The 21,940-nt window shown below is 65.4% G+C and carries 19 protein-coding genes and 1 other RNA gene; 3 read left to right on the top strand and 17 right to left on the bottom strand.

Annotation, left to right across the window (positions count from 1 at the left end):
- Nucleotides 1–197: 197 nt before the first annotated feature.
- From AC1RR3_RS34375 to rsmH, 13 genes are all read right to left on the bottom strand, one after another.
- A complete protein-coding gene (locus AC1RR3_RS34375; protein ID WP_492829046.1) occupies nucleotides 198–1,184 on the bottom strand; it encodes a D-alanine--D-alanine ligase family protein in 987 nt (328 codons plus the stop codon).
- Nucleotides 1,185–1,289: 105 nt separating this feature from the next.
- Complete coding sequence (murB, locus tag AC1RR3_RS34370; RefSeq protein WP_492829044.1) at nucleotides 1,290–2,210, bottom strand: UDP-N-acetylmuramate dehydrogenase; 921 nt, start codon at nucleotides 2,208–2,210, stop codon at nucleotides 1,290–1,292.
- A 4-nt stretch (nucleotides 2,211–2,214) separates the two neighbouring features.
- Nucleotides 2,215–3,618 carry a UDP-N-acetylmuramate--L-alanine ligase gene (gene murC, locus AC1RR3_RS34365; RefSeq protein ID WP_492829042.1) on the bottom strand — a complete coding sequence of 468 codons (1,404 nt, stop codon included), beginning with the start codon at nucleotides 3,616–3,618 and terminating at the stop codon, nucleotides 2,215–2,217.
- A 123-nt stretch (nucleotides 3,619–3,741) separates the two neighbouring features.
- Nucleotides 3,742–4,842 carry an undecaprenyldiphospho-muramoylpentapeptide beta-N-acetylglucosaminyltransferase gene (gene murG / locus AC1RR3_RS34360; RefSeq protein ID WP_492829040.1) on the bottom strand — a complete coding sequence of 367 codons (1,101 nt, stop codon included), beginning with the start codon at nucleotides 4,840–4,842 and terminating at the stop codon, nucleotides 3,742–3,744.
- Nucleotides 4,843–4,997: 155 nt separating this feature from the next.
- Entirely contained in the window at nucleotides 4,998–6,149 is a 1,152-nt protein-coding gene (gene ftsW / locus AC1RR3_RS34355; protein ID WP_492829038.1) for a putative lipid II flippase FtsW, read from the bottom strand.
- Nucleotides 6,150–6,371: 222 nt separating this feature from the next.
- On the bottom strand, nucleotides 6,372–6,776 hold the full coding sequence (locus tag AC1RR3_RS34350; protein ID WP_492829036.1) for a hypothetical protein: 405 nt from the start codon (nucleotides 6,774–6,776) through the stop codon (nucleotides 6,372–6,374).
- A gap of 2 nt (nucleotides 6,777–6,778) precedes the next feature.
- Nucleotides 6,779–8,179: a UDP-N-acetylmuramoyl-L-alanine--D-glutamate ligase gene (murD, locus tag AC1RR3_RS34345; protein WP_492829034.1), complete on the bottom strand. Its 1,401-nt coding sequence runs from the start codon at nucleotides 8,177–8,179 to the stop codon at nucleotides 6,779–6,781.
- Nucleotides 8,179–9,282, bottom strand: a complete 1,104-nt coding sequence (gene mraY / locus AC1RR3_RS34340; protein ID WP_492829032.1) for a phospho-N-acetylmuramoyl-pentapeptide-transferase — start codon at nucleotides 9,280–9,282, stop codon at nucleotides 8,179–8,181. The genes murD and mraY overlap by 1 nt, the downstream gene beginning before the upstream one ends.
- Nucleotides 9,283–9,470: 188 nt before the next feature.
- Complete coding sequence (locus AC1RR3_RS34335) at nucleotides 9,471–10,850, bottom strand: UDP-N-acetylmuramoyl-tripeptide--D-alanyl-D-alanine ligase (protein WP_492829030.1); 1,380 nt, start codon at nucleotides 10,848–10,850, stop codon at nucleotides 9,471–9,473.
- Nucleotides 10,847–12,319 carry a UDP-N-acetylmuramoyl-L-alanyl-D-glutamate--2,6-diaminopimelate ligase gene (locus AC1RR3_RS34330; RefSeq protein ID WP_492829028.1) on the bottom strand — a complete coding sequence of 491 codons (1,473 nt, stop codon included), beginning with the start codon at nucleotides 12,317–12,319 and terminating at the stop codon, nucleotides 10,847–10,849. The genes AC1RR3_RS34335 and AC1RR3_RS34330 overlap by 4 nt, the downstream gene beginning before the upstream one ends.
- A gap of 83 nt (nucleotides 12,320–12,402) precedes the next feature.
- Nucleotides 12,403–14,145 carry a peptidoglycan D,D-transpeptidase FtsI family protein gene (locus AC1RR3_RS34325; RefSeq protein WP_492829026.1) on the bottom strand — a complete coding sequence of 581 codons (1,743 nt, stop codon included), beginning with the start codon at nucleotides 14,143–14,145 and terminating at the stop codon, nucleotides 12,403–12,405.
- Nucleotides 14,142–14,534 (bottom strand): cell division protein FtsL, encoded by a 393-nt coding sequence (ftsL, locus tag AC1RR3_RS34320; protein WP_492829024.1) that lies wholly within the window; start codon nucleotides 14,532–14,534, stop codon nucleotides 14,142–14,144. Before ftsL ends, AC1RR3_RS34325 begins: the two co-directional genes overlap by 4 nt.
- A 3-nt stretch (nucleotides 14,535–14,537) precedes the next feature.
- The gene (gene rsmH, locus AC1RR3_RS34315) at nucleotides 14,538–15,527 is read right to left on the bottom strand and encodes a 16S rRNA (cytosine(1402)-N(4))-methyltransferase RsmH (RefSeq protein ID WP_492829022.1); all 990 of its coding nucleotides are present in this window, start codon (nucleotides 15,525–15,527) and stop codon (nucleotides 14,538–14,540) included.
- 512 nt (nucleotides 15,528–16,039) lie between these two features.
- Between rsmH and AC1RR3_RS34310 the strand changes: the two genes are divergently transcribed.
- The gene (locus AC1RR3_RS34310; RefSeq protein ID WP_492829020.1) at nucleotides 16,040–16,822 is read left to right on the top strand and encodes an N-acetylmuramoyl-L-alanine amidase; all 783 of its coding nucleotides are present in this window, start codon (nucleotides 16,040–16,042) and stop codon (nucleotides 16,820–16,822) included.
- A 118-nt stretch (nucleotides 16,823–16,940) separates the two neighbouring features.
- Here AC1RR3_RS34310 and AC1RR3_RS34305 read toward each other — a convergent pair whose 3' ends face one another.
- Both AC1RR3_RS34305 and AC1RR3_RS34300 read right to left on the bottom strand, forming a co-directional pair.
- A complete protein-coding gene (locus tag AC1RR3_RS34305) occupies nucleotides 16,941–18,173 on the bottom strand; it encodes an RNA polymerase sigma factor (RefSeq protein WP_492829018.1) in 1,233 nt (410 codons plus the stop codon).
- Nucleotides 18,174–18,195: 22 nt separating this feature from the next.
- The gene (locus AC1RR3_RS34300) at nucleotides 18,196–18,549 is read right to left on the bottom strand and encodes a YciI family protein (RefSeq protein ID WP_492829016.1); all 354 of its coding nucleotides are present in this window, start codon (nucleotides 18,547–18,549) and stop codon (nucleotides 18,196–18,198) included.
- A gap of 148 nt (nucleotides 18,550–18,697) precedes the next feature.
- On the opposite strand from AC1RR3_RS34300, the gene rnpB reads away from it, so the two are divergent.
- An RNA gene (gene rnpB / locus AC1RR3_RS34295) (RNase P RNA component class A) lies at nucleotides 18,698–19,114 on the top strand.
- A gap of 155 nt (nucleotides 19,115–19,269) precedes the next feature.
- Here rnpB and AC1RR3_RS34290 read toward each other — a convergent pair.
- Nucleotides 19,270–19,983, bottom strand: coding sequence for an alpha/beta fold hydrolase (locus AC1RR3_RS34290; protein ID WP_492829015.1), 714 nt, complete (start codon nucleotides 19,981–19,983; stop codon nucleotides 19,270–19,272).
- Between the two features lie 70 nt (nucleotides 19,984–20,053).
- Nucleotides 20,054–20,518, bottom strand: coding sequence for a DUF983 domain-containing protein (locus AC1RR3_RS34285; protein WP_492829013.1), 465 nt, complete (start codon nucleotides 20,516–20,518; stop codon nucleotides 20,054–20,056).
- A 49-nt stretch (nucleotides 20,519–20,567) separates the two neighbouring features.
- Here AC1RR3_RS34285 and AC1RR3_RS34280 point away from each other — a divergent pair, with 49 nt between their 5' ends.
- The gene (locus AC1RR3_RS34280) at nucleotides 20,568–21,938 is read left to right on the top strand and encodes an aminotransferase-like domain-containing protein (RefSeq protein ID WP_492829011.1); all 1,371 of its coding nucleotides are present in this window, start codon (nucleotides 20,568–20,570) and stop codon (nucleotides 21,936–21,938) included.
- Nucleotides 21,939–21,940 lie beyond the last annotated feature (2 nt).

Genomic DNA, 21,940 nt, shown 5'->3' with positions numbered 1-21,940 from the left:
CGCGCCGGCAGCCAAAACGCCATATGCGCCGCCAGCGTTAACCTTCGGATGTCCTGGTAAACAAAAGGTAAAGTTCGTTAACGCCGAATGCTTTTTGCCCAACCAAGTGAGGCATTTATGCCGCGATGTCCGGCATTTTACCGGATTTGGGCCCCAAAGCGGGCCGTTTCGGCCGTTTGGCCGTTAACCAGTCCTAACTATTTCCGCACCCCGGGCACGGCGAGCTCGACCAGGCCGCGCAGGAAGTCGACGAAGTCGATGCCTTCGGCCTTCAGCGCCTTGGGGTAGAGTGAGGACTTGGTCAGCCCGGGCAGCGTGTTGGTCTCGAGATAGACGAGGCCCTTGGCCGAGACGATGAAGTCCGACCGGGAATAGCCGGTGCAGGACATCGCCCGGTGCGCCAGCATCGCCTGCTCCTTCAGCGCGGCGGTGATCTCGGGGGCGAAACGTCCGGGGCAGATCTCCTGGGTCGATTTCAGAAGATATTTTGCGGCGTAGTCGAAACTGCCCTCGCCCGGAATGATCTCGATCGGCGGCAGCGAGATGATCGAGCCATCGGTGCGCTCCAGCACGCCGCAGGTCGCCTCAACGCCGGCGATGTAGGGCTCGATGACATATTCCTCGTGCTTCGCCGCGTTGCGGACAGCGACGAGATCCTGCCTGGCATTGACGAAGATCAGGCCATAGCTCGACCCGTCCCGCGCCGGCTTTGCGATCAGCCTTCCATATTCGGCGAAGGCCTCGTCGATGTTATCAAGCGCGACGTTGGCCGGCGGCGTGACGCCGCCGAGCGCAGCAAACCGCTTGGCTGCGATCTTGTCGAAGGCGAGATGCGAGGAGGCCGAGCCCGATCCGGTGAAAGGCACACCGCGCGCCTCGCACATCACCTGCAATTCGCCGTTCTCGGCGCGACCGCCATGCAGGCCGAGCACCAGCACGCGGTCCTCAGCCTTGGCCTGGTCGAGCGCCTGCGCCAGCGGAATGCCCGACGTGCCGGGCTTGAACTCGTCCTCGAACGGACGGGCATGCTCGAGCAGCTGCCTGGACTGCACCACATGCACCTTGTCCTCGACGTCCCACCACCAGAGATCGGCCTCGGGCAGCGCCTGATACAGCGCCTGGGCCGAGGCGACCGAAACCAGACGTTCGCGATTGGAGCCGCCGAAGAGGATGGTGATGCGCATGTTCTCTCGTCGCCTCTATCTTCTTGTCATTCCGGGGCGATGCGGAGCATCGAACCCGGAATCTCGAGGTTCCGGGTTCGCGCTTCGCGAGCCCCGGAACGACAATTACGCGGAAATCCCGATCCGCTTGATTTCCCAGTGCAGCTCGATTCCGGAATTCGCCTTCACGCGCTCGCGCACGGTCTCGCCGAGCGTCTCGATGTCGTGCGCGGTGGCGTCCCCGGTGTTGATCAGGAAATTGCAGTGCATCTCGGAGACCTGCGCACCGCCGACGCGCAAGCCGCGGCAGCCGGCAGCGTCGACCAGCTTCCAGGCGGAATGGCCGGGCGGATTCTTGAAGGTCGAGCCGCCGGTCTTTTCGCGGATCGGCTGCGCGGTCTCGCGGTGGTTTTGCACGTCCGCCATGCGCGCGCGGATCGCCTCCGCATCCTTGATCTCGCCGCGAAAGCGCGCAGAGGTGAAGATGATGGAGGGGTCGACGCCGCTGTTGCGATAGACGAATTTCATGTCGGCGTTGGAGAAAACGTGCTTCTTGCCGTCGCGCCCGACGCCGCGCGCCTCGATCAGCACGTCCTTGGTCTCGCCGCCATTGGCGCCGGCATTCATGCGCAGCGCACCGCCGATGGTGCCGGGAATGCCGAAATAGAATTCGAGCCCGCCGATATTGGCCGAGGCCGCAACCTCCGCCACGCGCTTGTCGAGCGCAGCCGCGCCTGCCGTCACGATGTCACCGCTCGCACTCGCTTCGCCAAAGGCGCGCGGCGCAAGGCGGATCACCACGCCGGCAATGCCGCCGTCGCGCACGATCAGGTTGGAGCCGACGCCGACGACATAGACGGGAATGTCGGAAGCAAGATGCGCGAGGAAATAAGCGAGATCGTCCTCATCCGCCGGCGTGAACAGCACCTGCGCCGGACCACCGACACGAAACCAGGTGAGCTCGGCGAGCGACTGGTTCGCCAGCAGCCGGCCGCGGAGTTGCGGCATCGCGGCTTTGAGCGAGGGCGTGATGTCGGGAAATCCCACCGCCCTACCCCAGCGCCTTCAATTCGCCGGGTAAGGCATACGCCCACTGCGTGATGTTACCGGCGCCAAGACACACGACGAGATCGCCCGACTTCGCGAGCCCCTTGACGATGCCTGCGAGCTCCGACGCCGCCGGCAGCGGGACCACTTCGCGGTGGCCATGGGCGCGCAAGCCCGCGACGAAATGATCGCGGTCGATGCCTTCGATTGGCGACTCGCCTGCCGCATAGACGTCGGCGACAACAACTGCATCCGCGTCGTTGAAGCAGGTACAGAACTCCTCGAACAGCGATTGCAGGCGGGTGTAGCGATGCGGCTGCACCACGGCGACGATCCTGCCGTTGGTGGATTCCCGCGCCGCTTTCAGCACCGCTGCGATCTCGACCGGGTGATGGCCGTAATCATCGATCACAGTGACGCCGTTCCACTCACCTGTTTTGGTGAAGCGGCGCTTGACGCCGCCGAAGCCGGCGATCGCCTTGCGGATCGCCTCGTCGGAGACGCCGAGCTCGCGCGCGACCGCAATCGCCGCCGTCGCGTTGGACGCGTTGTGGCGTCCCGGCATCGGCAGCATCAGATCAGGAATCTCGTGCACCGCGCCGGTCTTGCGGTCGCGGAACGCGACCTTGAACTTCGATCCCCCGCCCATCGGCGTGAGATCGACGAAGCGCACATCTGCCTGCGGGTTCTCGCCGTAAGTAATGATGCGGCGATCCTCGATCTTGCCGACGAGGCTCTGCACGACGGGATGATCGATGCACATCACGGCAAAGCCGTAGAACGGCAAATTCTCGACGAAGCTTCGGAACGCGTCCTGCACGGCCTCGAACGTCTTGAAGTGGTCGAGATGCTCGGGGTCGACATTGGTGACGATGGCGACATCGGTCGGCAGCTTCAGGAATGTGCCGTCGCTCTCGTCGGCTTCCACTACCATCCAGTCGCCGGCGCCCAGCCGCGCGTTGGAGCCGTAGGCGTTGATGATGCCGCCGTTGATGACGGTGGGATCGAGCCCACCGGCATCGAGCAGCGTCGCGACCATCGTGGTCGTCGTGGTCTTGCCGTGGGTGCCGGCGATGGCGACGCAGCTCTTGAGCCGCATCAGCTCGGCCAGCATCTCGGCGCGGCGCACCACGGGAATGCGCCGTTCGCGCGCCGCCATCAGCTCGGGATTGTCGCGCTTGATCGCGGTGGAGACGACGACCACCTCGGCACCGTCGACATTCTCGGCCTTGTGGCCGACCGAGACTTTCGCGCCCTTCTTGCGCAGACGGTCGAGATTGTAATTGTCGGAGGCGTCCGAACCCTGCACGGCATAGCCGAGATTGACCAGCACCTCGGCGATCCCGCTCATGCCGATCCCGCCAATCCCGACGAAGTGGATGGGTCCGATCTCGCGCGGCAGTCTCATGCTCTGTTCCCTGACCTTGCCGCCGGAAAGGCGGCATCTGGCGAAGGTCACGGCCAAATCAGCCGCGCGCCCTTTCCTACTGGATGCCTCGCTTTAGAAGGCGAAGACAAGGGCTTTTTCGCGTCAGAGTCCCGCGACCTTGACCACCAGATCCGCCAGCCGCTCGGCGGCATCGAGCCGCCCTGCCCCCTTCGCGGCCGCAGCCATGGCGGCGAGGCGCGCAGGCTCGGCAGCGAAGGCGGAGATCTCGGACGCCAGCCGGTCCGGAGTGAACTCGGTCTGCGGAATGCGGATCGCGCCGTCGACCTTGGCCAGCACGCCGGCATTGGCAAACTGATCCTGGTCGATCGCGCCCGGCAGCGGCACCAGGATCGAGGGTCGTCCGATCGCAGCAAGCTCGGCGACGGTGCCGGCGCCGGAGCGCGACACGATCAGGTGGCAGGAAGCAAGCCGCGCCGGCAGGTCGGTGAAGAACGGCGCGAGCTCGGCCTTGATCTTGAGCTTGTCGTAGACCGCGCGGACGCGCGCCATGTCCTCGTCGCGCACCTGCTGGGTCAGGACGAGCCGGCTCCACAGCGCAGGCTCGAGCCGCTCGATCGTATCAGGCACGATGTCGGCCATGATGCGCGCGCCCTGGCTGCCGCCGACGACGAGCAACCGCAGCGGACCGTTCACTTCAGGCGCAGCGTATGGCACGGCCGCCGCAGCAAGCACCGCCGGACGCATCGGCGTGCCGACCGTCGTGGTCTTGCCTGATAGCGCCGGGTCGCGGTCGAGCACGCCGGGCAACGACGTCGCGATGGCGCGGACGCGGCTCGACAGGAACCGGTTGGCGCGACCGAGCACAGCGTTGGCGTCGTGGATGATGCCGGGTACGCCGGCGAATTTTGCCGCGACCAGCGGCGGCAGCGTCGGGTAGCCGCCGAAGCCGACGACGGCGACCGGCTTCAGCCGCTTGATCAGGCCGTAGGCGGACAGCGTGCCGGTGGCGAGCGTGAGGCCGGCATAGGCAAGCTGCAACGGATTGCGGCCGCGCGCGGTTTCGCTCGCGACGACGTCGATCATGTCCTTGCTGAACAGCCCGCTGTAGCGCAGCGCGCGCTCGTCCGTGACGAGACGGACGCGAAAACCGCGCCGGATCAATTCGACGCCGAGCGCCTCGGCCGGAAACAGATGACCGCCGGTGCCGCCCGCAGCGAGAAGAATCAAGGGGGAAGTGTCCATGGACGCCCTTTTACAAGGCCTCCGCCGTCATTGCGAGCGCAGCGAAGCGTTCGTAGCCCGGATGGAGCGTAAGCGTAATCCGGGGCGGTCTATCCGCGGTGAGACTTTCCCGGATTGCGCTTCGCTCCATCCGGGCTACGCGTCCACATTGACGACTACGCGTAACTCCGCATCGCCTCGGCGTGGCCGCTGGCTTCGACCTCGGTGCGCGGGCGCAGCCGCGTCAGCGCCAGCATCATGCCGACGCCATAGGCCAGCGACACGATCGAGGAGCCACCGTAAGAGATGAACGGCAGCGTCATGCCCTTGGCGGGGATGAGCTGGAGGTTGACCGACATGTTGATCGCCGCCTGCACGCCGAACAGGATCGCAAGGCCGGAAGCCGCAAAGCGCGAGAACATGTCCTCGTTGGCGTAGGCGCGCGACAGCGTGCGGATGACGACGAAGGCGAACAGCGCCAGCATCGCAAGGCACAATATGATGCCGAACTCTTCGGCGGCGACCGCGAACACGAAGTCGGTGTGGCTGTCCGGCAGGCTGCGCTTGGCAATGCCCTCGCCCGGCCCAAGCCCGAACCAGCCGCCGTTGTAGAAGGCTTCCATGGCGGTATCGACCTGGAAGGTGTCGCCCGAGGCCGGGTTCATGAAGCGCTTGATGCGTCCAGCCACGTGAGGAACAAAGAGATAGGCGCTGAACAGGCCGGCGGCGGCGGCGCCCGCAAGGCCAAACACCCAGATCATGCGCATGCCCGCGATGAAGAACAGCGAGCCCCACACCATCAGGATCAGCATGGTCTGGCCGAAGTCCGGCTCCATCACCAGCAGCGACACCAGCATCAACAGCAGCACCAGCGCCATCGTGGTCGCCGGCATCTCAGGCCGCCTGGTCGATTCCGCAAACAGCCAGGCGGCGATCACGACGAACGAAGGTTTTGCGATTTCGGAGGCCTGGATGTTGAGGCCGAGCAGCGTGATCCAGCGCCGCGAGCCCTTCACTTCAGGGCCGATCGCGAGCGTCAGCACGATCAGGATGATGCTGGCCGCGAAGATGATCAGGGCCGAGCGACGGATCGCGCGGGGCGACAGGAAGGACACGCCGAGCAGCACCATGAACGACGGCGCCAGGAACATCACGTGGCGGCTGAAGAAGTGGAACGGATCGAGCCCGATGCGGGTCGCAACCGGCGGGCTTGCCGCCAGCGACAGGATCACGCCGGTCAGCATCAACACCAGGATCGCGCCGAACAGCGGCTTGTCGACGGTCCACCACCACTCGGAAAAGGGGGTGCGTTCTTCACGGGAGAGCATGGGCGGCCGCTTTCGGACAGAGATAGTCCATTGGTCGCCGAGGTTGGTTACCGGGGGGTTAAGGAAACGTTCAAGTTTTGAAGAGTCTCGTGCCCCGGACGCAGCGCAGCGCGCCGCCTCTTCGCGACGTGGTGCGCTGCTGAGCCGGGGCCCAGCGGCATTCTGGGTCCCGGCTCTGCGGAGCGTCACTGCGTGCCGCACCGCGTCCGGGACACGAGGGCCCTATTCGTAGCTGATTGCAACATCACCCGCGCGCTGATCGTGCTTGTAGATCTGGTCAGGCCCGGGAATGAAACCGATCCGGACCGCCCGCTCACTGCTCCAGGCGACGACAGGATCAAGATGCCCGCGCACGCTGACGAAGGTCGGCGTACTCTCTGGCGAGAAGGTCCGGCCGCGCGCCACGATGCTGGCTTGCGTGCTGTCCGGTACCGTCGCTCCGCACGACTTCCAGACCACGACGACCAATTGACTACCGCTTGGGGAGGCGAACGCACGCTGGCGAACGACGCGGCATGCGCCGAATCCGTTCATGACGTTATCAATGAAGACAACACAGAAGAAACCCGCAGCGACCGAAACAGCAATGACGGCGGCGACCAAACCGATCCAGCGTCGCCGCGACATCCTCACACCACCGGCTTCACACCCGGCAGCGCCTGCACCAGCTCGCGGAATTTTGCGCCGCGGATTTCGAAGTTGCGGTACTGGTCGAAGGAGGCGCAGGCCGGCGACAACAGCACGACCGCATCGGTGAGGCCGGATGCTTCCGCATCACGCGCCGCGTGCTCGACGGCGACATCGAGGGTCTGGCTGATCTCGTGCGCGACTTGCGTGCCCAGCGTACCCGAAAACTCCTGCGCCGCTTCGCCGATCAGATAGGCCTTGCGGATGCGCGGGAAGTAGCCGGTCAGGCCAGTGATGCCGCCCGCCTTCGGCTTGCCGCCGGCGATCCAGAAGATATCGGCAAAGGACGACAGCGCATGCGCGGTGGCATCCGCGTTGGTACCCTTGGAATCGTTGACGAACAGCACGTTGTCGCGGCGACCGACCTGCTCCATGCGGTGCGCAAGGCCAGGAAAGCTGCGCAGGCCGTTCTGGAGCACATCGAGGTTGATGCCCATTGCGAGCGCCGCAGCGGCAGCGCAGGCCGCGTTCTGCGCATTGTGCTGGCCGCGCAGCGAACCGATGCCGCCAAGCTTTGCGACCTCGCTCCTCGCGCCGCCCGCGGTGCGCACGATGGTGCCGTGCTCGACATGGATGCCGCTGGCCAGCGAATTCTTCACGGAAATGCGCACCACGTTCTTGCCGGCGCGGTCGAGCCGGTCGGCAATGTCACGGCAAAAACCGTCATCGACGCCGACGATCGAGGTGCCGCCCACTTGCACGCCCGCAACGAGGCGCTCCTTCACCGCGGCATAATGTTCGATGGTGCCGTGGCGATCGATGTGATCCTCGCTGACATTGAGCAAAATGCCGACGGAGGGATCGAGCGAGGGCGTGAGGTCGATCTGGTAGGACGACATCTCGATGACGTGGACGCGGCCCGTGCCTGGCTGCTCCAGCGACAGGATCGCGGTGCCGATATTGCCGCCCATCTGGGTGTCGTAGCCGGCGACTTTCGTCAGATGCGCGATCAGCGCCGTCGTGGTCGACTTGCCGTTGGTGCCGGTGATGGCGACGAACGGCGCATCAGGTGCATGCCGCCGCCGCTCGCGGCAGAACAGCTCGATATCGCCGATCACTTCGACACCCGCCTCGCGCGCCTTCAAGACACTCCAGTGCGGCACCGGATGAGTGAGCGGCACGCCGGGCGCGAGCACGAGGGCTGCGAAACTCACCCAGGAGACGTTGCGCAGATCCGCGGTGATGAAGCCGGCTTGCGCCGCCTTGGCGACGTTCTCGGCATTGTCGTCGGCAGCGATCACCTCGGCGCCGCCGGCCTTCAAGGCGTGGCAGGAGGCGAGCCCCGAGCCGCCGAGGCCGAACACCGCGACCGTCTTGCCGGCGAAGGAGGTGACGGGAATCATCAGCGCAGCTTCAGCGTCGACAGGCCGGCCAGCGCCAGCATCACCGAGATGATCCAGAACCGGATCACGATCTGCGGCTCGGTCCAGCCGAGCTGCTCGAAATGGTGATGGATCGGCGCCATCCGGAAGATGCGCTTGCCGGTGAGCTTGAACGACACCACCTGCACGATGACGGAGACTGCTTCGAGCACGAACAAGCCGCCGATCACTGCGAGCACGATCTCGTGCTTCACCGCGACCGCGATCGCGCCCAGCATGCCGCCGAGCGCGAGCGAGCCGGTGTCGCCCATGAAGATCGAGGCCGGCGGCGCGTTGAACCAGAGGAAGCCGAGGCCGGCGCCCAATAGCGCGCCGCAGAGCACCGCGAGCTCGCCGGTACCGGCGACATATTTGATCTGGAGGTAATCCGCGAACACCGCATTGCCGGCGAGATAGGCGATCATCGCAAAGCTCGCGGTCGCGATCATCACGGGAACGATGGCGAGGCCGTCGAGACCGTCGGTGAGGTTCACCGCATTGCCGGCGCCGACGATGACGAAGGCGCCGAACACGACGAAGAACCAGCCGAAATGCAGCACCGTGTCCTTCAGGAACGGGATCGTCAGCGCGGTCGACGCGGGATCGCGGTTCAGCCGCACCAGCGCGTAGCAGGCGACCAGCGCGATCGCCGCCTCGATCAGCAGGCGAAGCTTGCCGCCGAACCCGCTCGTGGTCTGCTTGGTCACCTTCAGGTAATCGTCATAGAAGCCGACGAAGCCGAAGCCGAGCGTCACGGCGAGCACGATCCAGACATAAGGATTGAGCGGATTGGCCCACAGCACGGTGCCGACCGTGAGGCCGGACAGGATCATCAGCCCGCCCATGGTGGGCGTGCCCTTCTTGGCGAGATGCGATTGCGGACCGTCGGTGCGGATCGGCTGGCCCTTGCCCTGGCGGATGCGCAAATGATCGATGATCCAGGGCCCGAACAGGAACACGAACAGCGCGCCGGTGACCACCGCGCCGCCGGTGCGGAAGGTGATGTAACGGAAGACGTTCAGGAGGGTGCGGAACGCACCCAGGCTCGGAAATGTGTTGGAGAGCTCGATTAGCCAGTAAAACATTCAGACGGTCCTATGGCGCCTTTCGCACGCGGTCTTCTCGGCCCTGGTTCTTGGCCCTTGTTGTAGGCCCTCGGCCTCGACGCGCGTCATGCGCATTCACTGGTCTTCATCATGGGGTCGGGCGACCTCTGGGAAAACGCTTCGCGCCGCAAAAGGTGGGATTCGGGGAACAGCGCCTTCCAAGCAGTTTACGCCTTTGCCTGCAAGGCGGCCACTAGGCCCGGCACAAACTTGTTGACCCAGAACATCTTCTTGCTGCCCTTGACAACCACCACATCGCCTGCCTTCAGCAGATTTGCGACCTCGCCCGGCTTCAGCGTGGCGGGATCGTCGTGCCAGCCGAGGCCCTTGCCTGATGGCAGGACGTCATAGAGATGATGCATCAGGGGGCCGACGCAATAGACGCCGTCGATGCCTTCGAGATGCTTGGCAAGGCCGGTGTGATAGCCGGGCGCGGCATCGCCCAGTTCCAGCATGTCGCCGAGCACCGCAATGCGGCGACCACCGCTCACAGGGCGCGCCTGCAGGCTTTGCAGCGCAGCAGCCACGCTGGCCGGATTACCGTTGAAGCTGTCGTCGATCACGGTGACGCCGCCGATCGCCTGCTCGACACCGCGGCCGGTCATGATGCCGACGCGGTCGAGCTTGATCGCCAGTGTCGATGCATCGAGGTTCGCGGCGCGGATCGAGGCGAGCGCGGCGAGCGCGTTCTGGACGCGATGCGGCGCGCCCGGCGTCAGGCTGAAGGCGATCTCCTTCTTGCCGATCGCGGCCAGGACCTGCCAGCCATCGCCATGCGGCGCGTGCTTGACCTCGTGCACCTCGGCCTTCTCGCCGAAGCGCACCACCTTGCCCTTCCACTCGGACGCCTTGAGCCCGGCGGGCAGCACCAGCACGCCATCCTCGGGCAGGCCGAGTGCGATCGACACCTTCTCGCGGCGGATGGCTTCGAGCGAGCCGAGCTTTTCCAGATGCACCGGCTGGACGTTGACGACGAGCGCAACCGTCGGCCGCGTCAATTCGCTGAGCCGCGCGATTTCGCCGGTCTGGTTCATGCCCATCTCGACGACCCAGAGACTGGCATCGGGCCGCGCATTGCACAGCGTCAGCGGCACGCCCCAGAAATTGTTGAAGCTCGATGGGCTCGCATAGGCGTTGGGATAGGCGGCGAGGAATTCCTTGGTGCTGGTCTTGCCGGCGCTGCCGGTGAGCCCGATCACCGGGCCTTTGAAGCGCGCGCGCGCGGCACGCGCGAGGCCCCAGAGGCCGTCGATCAGCGTGTCCTTCACGACGATCTGGGGAATGCGGATGCCTGCGATCTCATGCGGGACGATCATCGCCACTGCGCCAGAGGCTTCCGCCTTGTCCGCGAACTCCCAGCCGTCGCGCGCGCTGGCGAAGGCCGAGATGAAGCCGCCGCTCGGCGTGCCGCTCAGCGCAACGAACAGGCTGCCCGGCTTCACCAGCCGGCTGTCCTGCGTCACGAAGTCGATCGGCGTGTCCGGAAACGATCCGGCGGCACCAAGTGCGCGCGCCACTTCGGCAACCGTCCATATCGGCCCGCTCATGCAACCCTCGACGCTAATGCGGCGGCGACCGCCTCGTGATCACTGAAGGGCAGCACTTCGCGGCCGACGATCTGCCCGGTCTCATGGCCCTTGCCGGCGACGAGCAACGCATCGCCCTCTTCAAGTTCCTCGATCGCAGCGCGGATCGCCGCGGCACGGTCGCCGATTTCGCGGGCGCCCTTTGCTGTGGCGAGGATTGCGGCACGGATCGCCTCCGGCTTCTCGCTGCGTGGGTTGTCGTCGGTGATGATGATGCCGTCGGCATTCTCGGCTGCGATCTCGCCCATGATCGGACGTTTGCCGGCATCGCGATCACCACCGGCGCCGAACACGACGACCAGCCTGCGCTTCGCATAAGGACGCAGCGCCTGGAGCGCCTTCGCCAACGCGTCGGGCTTGTGCGCGTAGTCGACAAAGATCGGCGCGCCGTTGCGCTCGCCGACGCGCTCGAGCCGCCCCTTGGCGCCTTCGAGATGTTCGAGGCTCGCGAACACGTTGGCGGCATCACTGCCAGTGCCGATCGCAAGACCGGCGGACACCAGCGCGTTCTCAATCTGGAATTCGCCGACCAGCGGCAGCCGGATCGAGTAGCCCTTGCCGCGATGTTCGAGGCTGAGCTTTTGCGAGAACCCCTCGATCACGGCCTCGGTGAGACGGATGCCCTCGCCTGCCCCGTCGCCGTTGCGACCGACCGCCATCACGCGCAAACCGCGCGACTTGGCCGCGTCGATCACTTCGGGCGAGCAATCATGATCCGCCGAGATCACTGCCGCTCCGTCAGGCGCAACCAGCTCGCGGAACAGCCGGAGTTTTGCCGCAAGGTAATGCGCGACGGTCGGATGATAATCCATATGGTCACGCGAGAGATTGGTGAAGCCGCCCGCGGAGACGCGTACGCCGTCGAGGCGATATTGGTCGAGCCCGTGCGAGGAGGCCTCGAACGCAAGATGCGTGACGCCCTCGCGCGCGATCTCGTCGATCTGCCGGTGCAGCGCGATCGGATCCGGCGTCGTCAGCGAGCCATATACCGTGCGCTTGGGCGAGACGAGGCCGATCGTGCCGATGCTGGCCGAGGCATGCCCAAGCCGCTCCCAGATCTGCCGCGTGAACGCCGCGACCGAGGTCTTGCCGCTGGTGCCGGTCACCGCGGCAATCGTGGCGGGCTGCGCAGGGAAGAATTTTGCCGCGGCCAGCGCCACCGCGCGGCGCGGATTCGCGACCGCGACGAACGGCACCTTGCAGCCATCAGGCGCATGGTCGCCGACGACCGCCACCGCGCCTGCGGCAACCGCGGCATCGATGAAACGGGCGCCGTCAGTCTTGCTGCCCGCGAGCGCGAAGAAGAGGTCGCCCGGCTTGACCGCGCGGCTGTCGAGCGCAACGCCTGTGACGTCGAGCGCCGCGACAGCGGGCTCGATCGCGGCATCATTGCCCAAAACGTTCTGGCCTAGGAGGTCGCGCAGCTTCATGGTCTTCCAGTCGACATGCCCTGCCGGAAAGCCGAATCTTCGGAAAAACCCCGACTCAGCGCGGCAACGGCTTACCCAATTGATTACTGGGTTGTCCTGGATGCTGCAAGAATAAGGCGCTCGGACGGCGGCAGGTCAAACCGCGGCTCGACGCCCAGAAGCGGCGCGATCCGCTCGATCACCTTGCCGCCGGTCGGCACCGCGTTAAAGCCCGAGGTGATGAAACCATGCGTTTCGGGCAGCGCCTGCGGCTCGTCCAGCATGACGAGAATCTGATATTTCGGATCGTCGGACGGCATGATCGCAGTGAAGGAGTTGAGCACCCGCTTCTTGGCATAGCGGCCGTTGATGACCTTCTCGGAGGTGCCAGTCTTGCCGCCGACATAGTAGCCGTTCACATTAGCGGACTTGGCGGTGCCGATTTCGGCATTGAGCCGCATCAGATACCGCATCTTGTCGCTGGTCTCCGGCTTGATCACGCGCTTGGCCATCGCGCGCGCTTCTTCTTCGCTGCGTTTCATGAATGTCGGCGGAATCAAATAGCCGCCGTTCATCAGGGCGTTGATGCCCATCACCGCCTGGAGCGGCGCGACCGACAGGCCCTGGCCGAACGCGATGGTGACCGTGTTCAGCTCACCCCAGCGGCGCGGCACGAGCGGAGCCGCGCTCTCCGGCAACTCGGTACGCAGCCGCGTCAATTGTCCCATCTTGGCCAAGAACGCCTTATGCGCCTCGACGCCCTGGCCGAGCGCGATCCGCGCCGCGCCGATATTGGACGAGAAAGTGAACACTTCCTTGGTGTTGATGAAACGTCCGAGCGAATGGCTGTCATGGATGGTGAACTTGCCGTAGTGGAGGTTTCCCCGTGCATCCCACATCGAATTCAGGTTGATCTTGCCGGAATCAAGCGCCATCGCCAGCGTGAACGCCTTGAACGTCGATCCCATCTCGTAGACGCCGGTGGTCAGGCGGTTGATGCGATCGGGATCGTGGGCTTCCTTCGGATTGTTGGGATCGAAGTCCGGCAGCGAGACCATTGCCACGATCTCGCCGGTCTTGACGTTCGAGATGATGCCGGAAGCCGCCTTGGCGTGGAATTTTTCCTTGGCCTTCGAAAGCTCGTCGCGCAGCGCGTGCTCGACGCGCAAATCGACGGACAGCTCGATCGGCTTCTGCAGCCGGTCGGTGGCAAAGCCGGCGCGGTGGAGATCGGCGAGGCCTTGATTGTCGAGCCACTTCTCCATGCCGGCGATGCCCTGGTTGTCGATGTTGACCAGACCGATGAGGTGGGCGACCTCGTTGCCGGTCGGATAGACGCGCTTGTTCTCGCGCAGGAAGCCGATGCCGGGAATGCCGAGCTTGTGGATGTCCTGCTGCTGCTTCGCCGTAACCTCACGCTTGAGCCAGACGAAACCCTTGCGTCCCGACAGACGCTCGCGCACTTCGGCTTCGTCGAGATCGGGCACGGTCGCGGTCAGCAGCTCGATCGCCTCGTCCTTGTCGATGATGCGGCGCGGCTCGCCGAACAGGCTCGCCGCCTTGACGTCGGTGGCAAGGATGGCGCCGTTGCGATCGACGATGTCGGGCCGCGCGGTCGCAACCACCTCCTGCGACGCCGCACGGCGCGCGCCGTGAGCATCGGCGCCGATCGCGAACATCACGAGCCGGCCGCCGATCAGGGCGTAGACCGAGGCGAAGGCGAGCATAGCCAGTCCAACGCGCGCACGCGCCTTCGCGGCGCGGTCGACATTGCGCCCGTAGAGCAGGCTGCGGATCAGCCGTTGCCGCCAGGGCTCGGTCGGTTTGGCCGGGGTCACAGCGCTCATTGCTTGTCCTCGGGCTGAGGCACGGAGCCCGTTACGGTGTCAGGATCGCTCGCGGCTTCGATGGTTTTGAGCATGGCCCCGATCGGATCCGGCTCGCCGGGCCTGAACATCCGCGGCGGACGCTCGGGCAAATTCTTCAGCGAGTCATATTGCGTGGCGTTGACCGGCTTGAGCGGCAGATGCCGATCGGACAGGCCTTGCAGGCGCAAGGGCGCATCGAGCTTGGCCCATTCGGAGCGCAGCGATGCGATCGCATCGCGCTGCTCGCGGATCTCCGCATGCAGCCGCAACACCTTCTCGGTGCGCGCCGTGGAATCCATCTTGATCCGGTAGACATAGGCCGCCGCGAAGATCAGCGCGCCAATGACGAGGAGGTGGATGAAGCGCATGCGCTAGCCTCCCCTCATCACGTCGGAGAGTTTTGGCCAAGACGACGGCTCGCCGTCGTCATGCGCAGGCGCGTCGGTGCGCTCTGCAGCGCGCAGCTTTGCGGAGCGCGCACGCGGATTACGCGCGACCTCCTCTTCGCCGGCGACGACAGGCCGCCGCGTCAGGAGCTGGAAGCTCGGCGCGGTTTGCGCCACTTCCGGCAGATGCCGCGAGCCGCCGCCGGTCTTGGAACGCTCGCCAAGGAAATTCTTCACGATGCGGTCTTCCAGCGAATGGAACGAGACCACCACGAGCCGTCCGCCGGGCTTGAGCACGCGCTCGGCAGCCGTGAGCGCGGTCTGGAGTTCATCCAGCTCTTCGTTGACGAAGATGCGCAGCGCCTGGAACGTGCGCGTCGCCGGGTGAATGTCGCCGGGCTTGGAGCGAACCACCCGGCCGATGAGGTCGGCGAGCGCGCGCGTGGTCGTGAACGGCGTCTCCTGCCGGTCCGCAACGATGGCGCGGGCGACGCGGCGCGAATGCCGCTCTTCGCCGAGGAGATAGATGATGTCGGCGAGATCGCCTTCGGAGGCGCGGGCGACCACGTCGGCCGCCGTCGGTCCCGTCTGCCCCATCCGCATGTCGAGCGGACCGTCGAGGCGGAAGGAAAAGCCGCGGCCGGCCTGGTCGAGCTGCATCGAGGACACCCCGACATCCATCACGACGCCGTCAACGGCCTCGACGCCCTGCGCCGCACAGACTTCGGCGAGATTGGAGAAGCGGTCTTCGACCAGTGTCAGCCTACCGGCGGAGCGTTCGACCAGCTCGGCGCCGCCTGCGATCGCAGTGCGGTCGCGGTCGATCGCGATCAGGCGGGTTCCCGGCACGTCGAGAATCGCGCGGCTGTAGCCGCCGGCGCCGAAGGTGGCATCGACATAAATACCGCCCTCGCGCGGGGCGAGGTGGTCGACGGCCTCGCGGCCAAGAACGGGAATGTGCGGAACCGAGCTCATGCGGAACGTCTGCCTGACGCCCATGCGGGATCGGGGACGAGCAAGCCCATAACGCCTCGAATTATTCCGCGTCGCGGCGGTTCCACGACCCAACCCTTGTCCAACATGGTTACCGAGCCCGGTCGTCCCGGGCCGCCAACCCAGTATTCCCCTTGGAATTTGTCGGGCAGCCATGGGATTTCGAGCCAAAATACGCTTTGGCCGCCTCAGGACGCGGGTCGGCTCTTCATCCCTCAGTAACGGCCCTTAGCGTTAAGAAAGCGTTGATCGGCTGGTTACAAGTCGAAAAGGTGACGGGCCGGTGATGCCCCATCCACACACCCGCCCAAAATGCATCCGTTAACCGCGACGCGCGATTGCGCACAGCGGAGGGTAAAGGAATAGTAAAGAGAAGGGCTTGGCCCACTCTCCTGTACCGACTTGAGCTGTCTATGTCGTCCGGTTCGTCCACGCCATCAGGATCTGATTCGAAGCGTCAGCGCGTTCTCCCGGTTCCCAAGGCCGCGGCGAACATGCGGACGTTCGAGCCGGATTCCTCGATCGTCTCCGACATCATTCCTTCGCCGAACCATGGCGAGCGCAACAAGGGGCGGCAGCCGGACATGATCGTGCTGCACTACACCGGCATGCCCGATGTCGAGGGCGCGCTGGCGCGGCTGTGCACGGCGGGGACGGAAGTCTCGGCGCATTATGTCGTGCTCGAGGACGGCCGCATCGTGCAGTGCGTGTCCGAGGCCAGGCGCGCCTGGCATGCCGGCGTCTCGACCTGGGCCGGCGAGGACGACATCAACTCCTGCTCGATCGGCATCGAGATCATCAATCGCGGTCATGACTGGGGCTACCCGGAATATCCGCTGCGCCAGATCGCCGCCGTGATCGCGCTATGCCGCGGCATCATGCTCCGCCGCAAGGTGCCGGCGCATCGGGTGCTCGGCCATTCCGACGTCGCGCCTGCGCGCAAGAAGGATCCCGGCGAAAAATTTCCGTGGCACTCGCTGGCCAATTCCGGCGTCGGCCACTGGGTCACACCGGCGCCGGTCGTGCGCGGCGAGAGCCTGATGCTCGGCACCATCAGCGACGAGGTGCTGAGCCTGCAGCAGGCGCTCGCAAGGTACGGCTATGGCGTGCCGCTATCAGGCAAATACGACGCCGCCACGATGGAAGTCGTCACTGCCTTCCAGCGCCACTTCCGCCCGGCGCGGCTGGATGGTGTCGCGGACCATTCGACACTCTCGACCTTGCAGGCGCTGCTGGCAAGCCTGCCGGCGGATGCGCCGGCCGTCGCGTCGAAGTGACGGCAGAAACCGCACACGCCGTCATTGCGAGCGCAGCGAAGCAATCCAGACTGTCACCGCGGAAACAGTCTGGATTGCTTCGTCGCTTCGCTCCTCGCAATGACGGAGTATGTGGCAGCTATTCCATCTCCCTCAATCTTCGCTCATACAATCTCCGCAATGGCTCCAGCTGCGTCGCCTCCGTCGCAGCGCGATAGGCCGCGCGCGCCTCATCCTTCCGCCCCAACCTCCGCAGCAGATCCGCGCGCACCGCGGGCAACAGCTCATAGCCGTCAAGCCCGCCGCGCGCAGTGATCGCATCGACGAGATCGAGTGCGCGCGCGGGGCCATCGACCATCGACACCGCAGCGGCGTGATTGAGCTCGATCACCGGCGAGGGGGTGATGCGCAGCAGCACCTCGTAGAGCCCTGCAATCTGCGGCCAATCAGTTTGCTCATAGCTCGGCGCACGCGCGTGCAGCGCTGCGATCGCGGCCTGCACCGCATAGGGCTGCGGCCGCCCGGGCATGCGCAGCGCGTCGTCCACCGAACGCAGGCCCTCCTCGATCTGCGCACGATCCCACAGCGACCGATCCTGCTCTTCCAGCAGCACGATGTCGCCGGCCGACGTCTCGCGGCCGGCGCGACGCGCATCGTGCAGCAGCATCAAGGCCAGCAGGCCCTTGATCGCGGCGCGATCGGGCATCAGACGGTCGAGCAAGCGGCCGAGCCTGACGGCCTCGGCCGCAAGATCCGGCCGCATCAGGTCTGCGCCTGCGGTTGCGACATAGCCTTCGGTGAAGACGAGATAGATCACGGCGAGCACACCGTCGAGCCGCGCCACCAGCGTGTCGCGCTCGGGCACTTCATAGGGGATGCCGGCAAGCCTGATCTTCTGCTTGGCGCGGACCAGCCGCTGCGCCATCGCGTCTTCGCTGACAAGGAAGGCGCGCGCGACCTGCGCGGTGGACAGTCCGCAGACGGTGCGCAGTGTCAGCGCGACCCGGACTTCGGGCGCGAACGCGGGATGGCAACAGGTGAAGATCAGCCGCAGCATGTCATCGTCGAGCATCGCCGGCGGCTCGTCGGGTGCTTGCGCATTCAGCTCGAGCTCGTGCACCAGCGCCTGCTGCTTGCCGCGGAAGGCAATCTGGCGACGGACGCGATCGATCGCCTTGTGCTTGGCGACATTGACGAGCCAGGCGCGCGGATTGTCCGGCGGCTCGCAGGCCGGCCAGCGCTCCAGCGCGACGGCAAAGGCGTCCTGCAGCGCATCCTCGGCGAGATCGAAATCGCCGACGAGGCGGATCAGCGTGGCCAGCGCCCGCCCCGCCTCGTCACGAAATATCCTGTCGATCTCGCCCGGATTCATGCGTCGATGTACGGCTCGTCCGTCACTTGTCGTAAACCCAGATCGGCCGCACCTCGATCGACCCGATGCGTGCACTCGGAATGCGCGCGGCAATCTCGATCGCGGCGTTGAGATCCTTGGCCTCGATCAGATAATAGCCGCCGAGCTGCTCGCGCGTTTCCGCGAAGGGGCCGTCGGTCGCCAGCACTTTGCCGTCACGCACACGGACCGTCGTCGCCGTCGCGGTCGGCTGCAAGCGGTCGCCGGCCTTGAAGTTGCCGCTCTGGACGATGCCTTGCGTGAAGGACTGGTATTCGGCCAGCATGTTCTGGCTGGTCGCTGCGTCGTTCTTCGCGTACTCGGCTTCGTTCTGGTAGATCATCAGCAAATACTGCATCGCTTAACTCCTGTTGCGCGGGGATCGCCGACATCCAGTCGAACGGGGCACGCTCCCAACGACATCTTCAGGATAAATTATTTCGGGCGAAGCGTGCGCGGCGATATCCGCTTGACGAAACCGTCACAAATGCCCCATGCCTGCCCCGTCAGTCGGCCGGACGGCCGCTCCGGCAGGTGCCGAAAGGCCGCCGGGGAGGAAAGTCCGGGCTCCCTTGACATACGGTGCCGGATAACGTCCGGCGGGGGCGACCCCAGGGAAAGTGCCACAGAGAACGAACCGCTCCCTCCTCGGAGGAAGTAAGGGTGAAAAGGTGCGGTAAGAGCGCACCGCGGATCCGGCAACGGAGCCGGCATGGTAAACCCCACCGGGAGCAAAACCGAATAGGGACGGCGTAGCGGGCTGTTCGCGCAAGCGATAACGCCGCGGGGCGATGTCAGGCCCGCCGTCCGGGTAGGTTGCTCGAGGCCATGTGCAAACATGGTCCCAGAGGAATGGCCGTCACGTATCGTTCGCGCAAGCGGACGGTGCCTTACAGAACCCGGCTTACAGGCCGGCTGATATCTTGCGACGGGGGGCCCGGTGTTAGCGCATCGGGCCCCTCACCATTTTTGGCCTCGTCATTCCGGGGCTCGCGAAGCGAGACCATCGGGCGGCGGGGAATGTGGAGGAATGGATTGCGGGTTCGTGCTGCGCACGCCCCGGAATGACGACCGTGGGTCAGTCGACGATCTTCTCCAGCACACCCATCAAAGCCTCGGGCGCGGTCACATTCGGCGCGTGGCTCGCATCGAGCTCGAAAGTGCGCCAGCCATCTTCGCTCTTCGTGCGCTTCGCAAACTGCCCGAACACATCGCCCGGTGGAATGCGCTTGCAATAGATATAACTGCGCGGCATCGCCGGCTCGCCATGTTCAAGCTTCAATCTCGTCTCGAAGCATTTGACCGGCATGTTGATGCGGCGCGCATTGAGCCAGTCGAGATCGGCCTGCGGCGTGTCCGGCGGCGGCGGGTTCGGCGGGATGCGGTAGCCATCACCCGCGGCAGCCGCCTTGCGCATCGGCTCGCGCCCTCCCTCATTGAGATCGAACAGCGACTGGCCGTCGCGCGGCACGAAGGCATCGAGATAGATCAACTGCGTCACGCGCTCGCGCGCACGATCGGCAACACCGGTCGCGACCATGCCGCCATAGCTGTGGCCGAGCAGCACGATGTCGTTGAGATCCTCGAACGTGATGACGTTGAGGATATCCTGGATATGCGTCTCCAGATCGATTGCGGGATTTGCCAGATGCGAACGTTCGCCGAGCCCGGTGTAGGTCGGCGCGATCAGGCGGTGGCCGGCCTGCGCCATCAGCGGATGCATCTTCTTCCAGGCCCATCCGCCGGACCACGCGCCATGACAGAGCAGAAAAGTCTTCGCGCGTGCGGCCATCGGCGTTTCCATCGTTCTTGTTTGATACGATGGAGTGTAGCGGCCGAGCGCGCGAAGTAAACGCTGCCGCTCAGGCCGCGTGCGTGTCCGCCTTCACGAAGACGGGTGCGAGCTGACCAGCTTCGCGCCGGAGCTTGCCCGCCTCAAAGCCGTGCATGCCGATCTGCCATTGCAGGCCGACGATGGCGCCCTTGGTCGGTTGCAGCAGCGCGAGCGAAGCAAACAGCGTCACCGGCAGCCACACCGCCAGTTGCAGCCAGACCGGCGGCGCATAGGCGGTCTCGACCGCAAGAATGGCCGGCACCACGAGATGACCGACCACGACCATGACGAGATAGGCCGGGAAGTCATCGGCGCGCTGGTGAAACAGCTCCTCGCCGCAATGATCGCAGGCATCGGCGACTTTCAGGAAACGGCCGAACATATGTCCTTCGCCGCAGTTCGGGCACTTGCCCAGGAAGCCGCGCCACATCGCCTTCGAGAGAGAGACTGAACCGATTGCCATGACAGCACCTCTTCCTTTTCGCTGATCCATACAATAATATATTGTATCCATACATTCAAAGGATATGGGCCTAAATTGCATGGATTGGACCCCTACAATCTCGGAGCTGAGCGGGCCGCGCTACCAGCGCATCGTCGAGGCCATGGAGGCCGACATCGCCGCCGGCCGGCTGGTGCGCGGGCAGCAATTGCCGACGCAGCGCGCACTGGCAAAAGCGCTCGGCCTCGACCTCACCACGGTGACGCGCGCCTACAGCGAGGCGCGGCGCCGCGGCATCATGGAGGCCCGGGTCGGACAGGGCTCCTTCGTGTCGGAAAGCAGCGCGCGCCGCGCGGTCGACCTGCCGCATCCCGTCACGATCGACCTCTCGATGAACGTGCCGCCGCATCCGCTGGAAGCGCAGCTCGACGAGCGCATCATCGCAGGGTTCGAAGCCCTCCGCGTTCAATCGGGGCTGACCGCGTTCCTGAACTACCAGCCGCCGGGCGGCAGCGCGCATGAGCGCGAGGTCGCCGCGCGCTGGATGCGTGCACGCGTCCCGCATGCGCAGGCCGACAGGCTCGTGATCTTTCCCGGCGCGCAGACCATTCTGTTCAACCTGCTCGCTCATCTCGCGCGGCCCGGCGACATCGTGCTCACCGAGGCCCTCACCTTCCCCGGCATCAAGGCCGCCGCCGCGCGGCTCGGCATCAAGCTCGTCGGCGTCGCCATGGACGACGGCGGCATCCTGCCCGATGCGCTGGCGAAGGCCTGCCGCGCGCACAGGCCGAAGGCCGTGTATCTCATTCCGACGCTGCACAATCCGACCACCGCGACGCTTCTCCCGGAGCGGCGCAGCGCCATCGCGAAGATCATTCGCGATGCCGGCACGATTCTGATCGAGGACGACGCCTACGGGCTGCTCGATCGCGCGGCGTCGCCGATCGCGAACCTCATTCCGGAGCGGACATATCTGGCGACCACGCTGTCAAAATGCATCGCGCCGGCGCTGCGCGTCGCTTATCTCGTGACACCCGACACTGGCGCGCAGCAGGAGATGCGCGGCTATTTACAGGCCACCGTGCAGATGCCGGCACCGCTGATGGTCGCTCTGGTGACGCATTGGATCGAGACCGGCATCGCCGACCGCATCATCACCGCCATCCGCAACGAGGCGGTCGGTCGCCAGCAACTCGCGCAGCGCACGCTGAAAGGCTTTCAGTTCCTGGCCAAGCCAGCCGCTCATCATCTCTGGTTGCGGCTGCCGGAGGGCCGCCCCGACGTCGCGGCTCATCTGCTGCGAAATGGTCTCGCGGTCGTGGCCGGAGATGCCTTTGCCGTTGACGGCGCACCGCCGCATGCGGCGCGGGTTTCGCTTGGCGCAGCGCGCAACAGGGCGGAATTGACGGAAGCGCTCCGCATCCTGGTCGGCGCGCTGCATCAGCCCGCCGACACCAGGCAGATCGTCTAGCC

The organism is Bradyrhizobium sp. GW821-FHT13H05, from assembly GCF_058804065.1.
The sequence above is the reverse complement of the archived record's forward strand: the minus strand, read 5'-3'. Positions and strand labels throughout refer to the sequence as shown.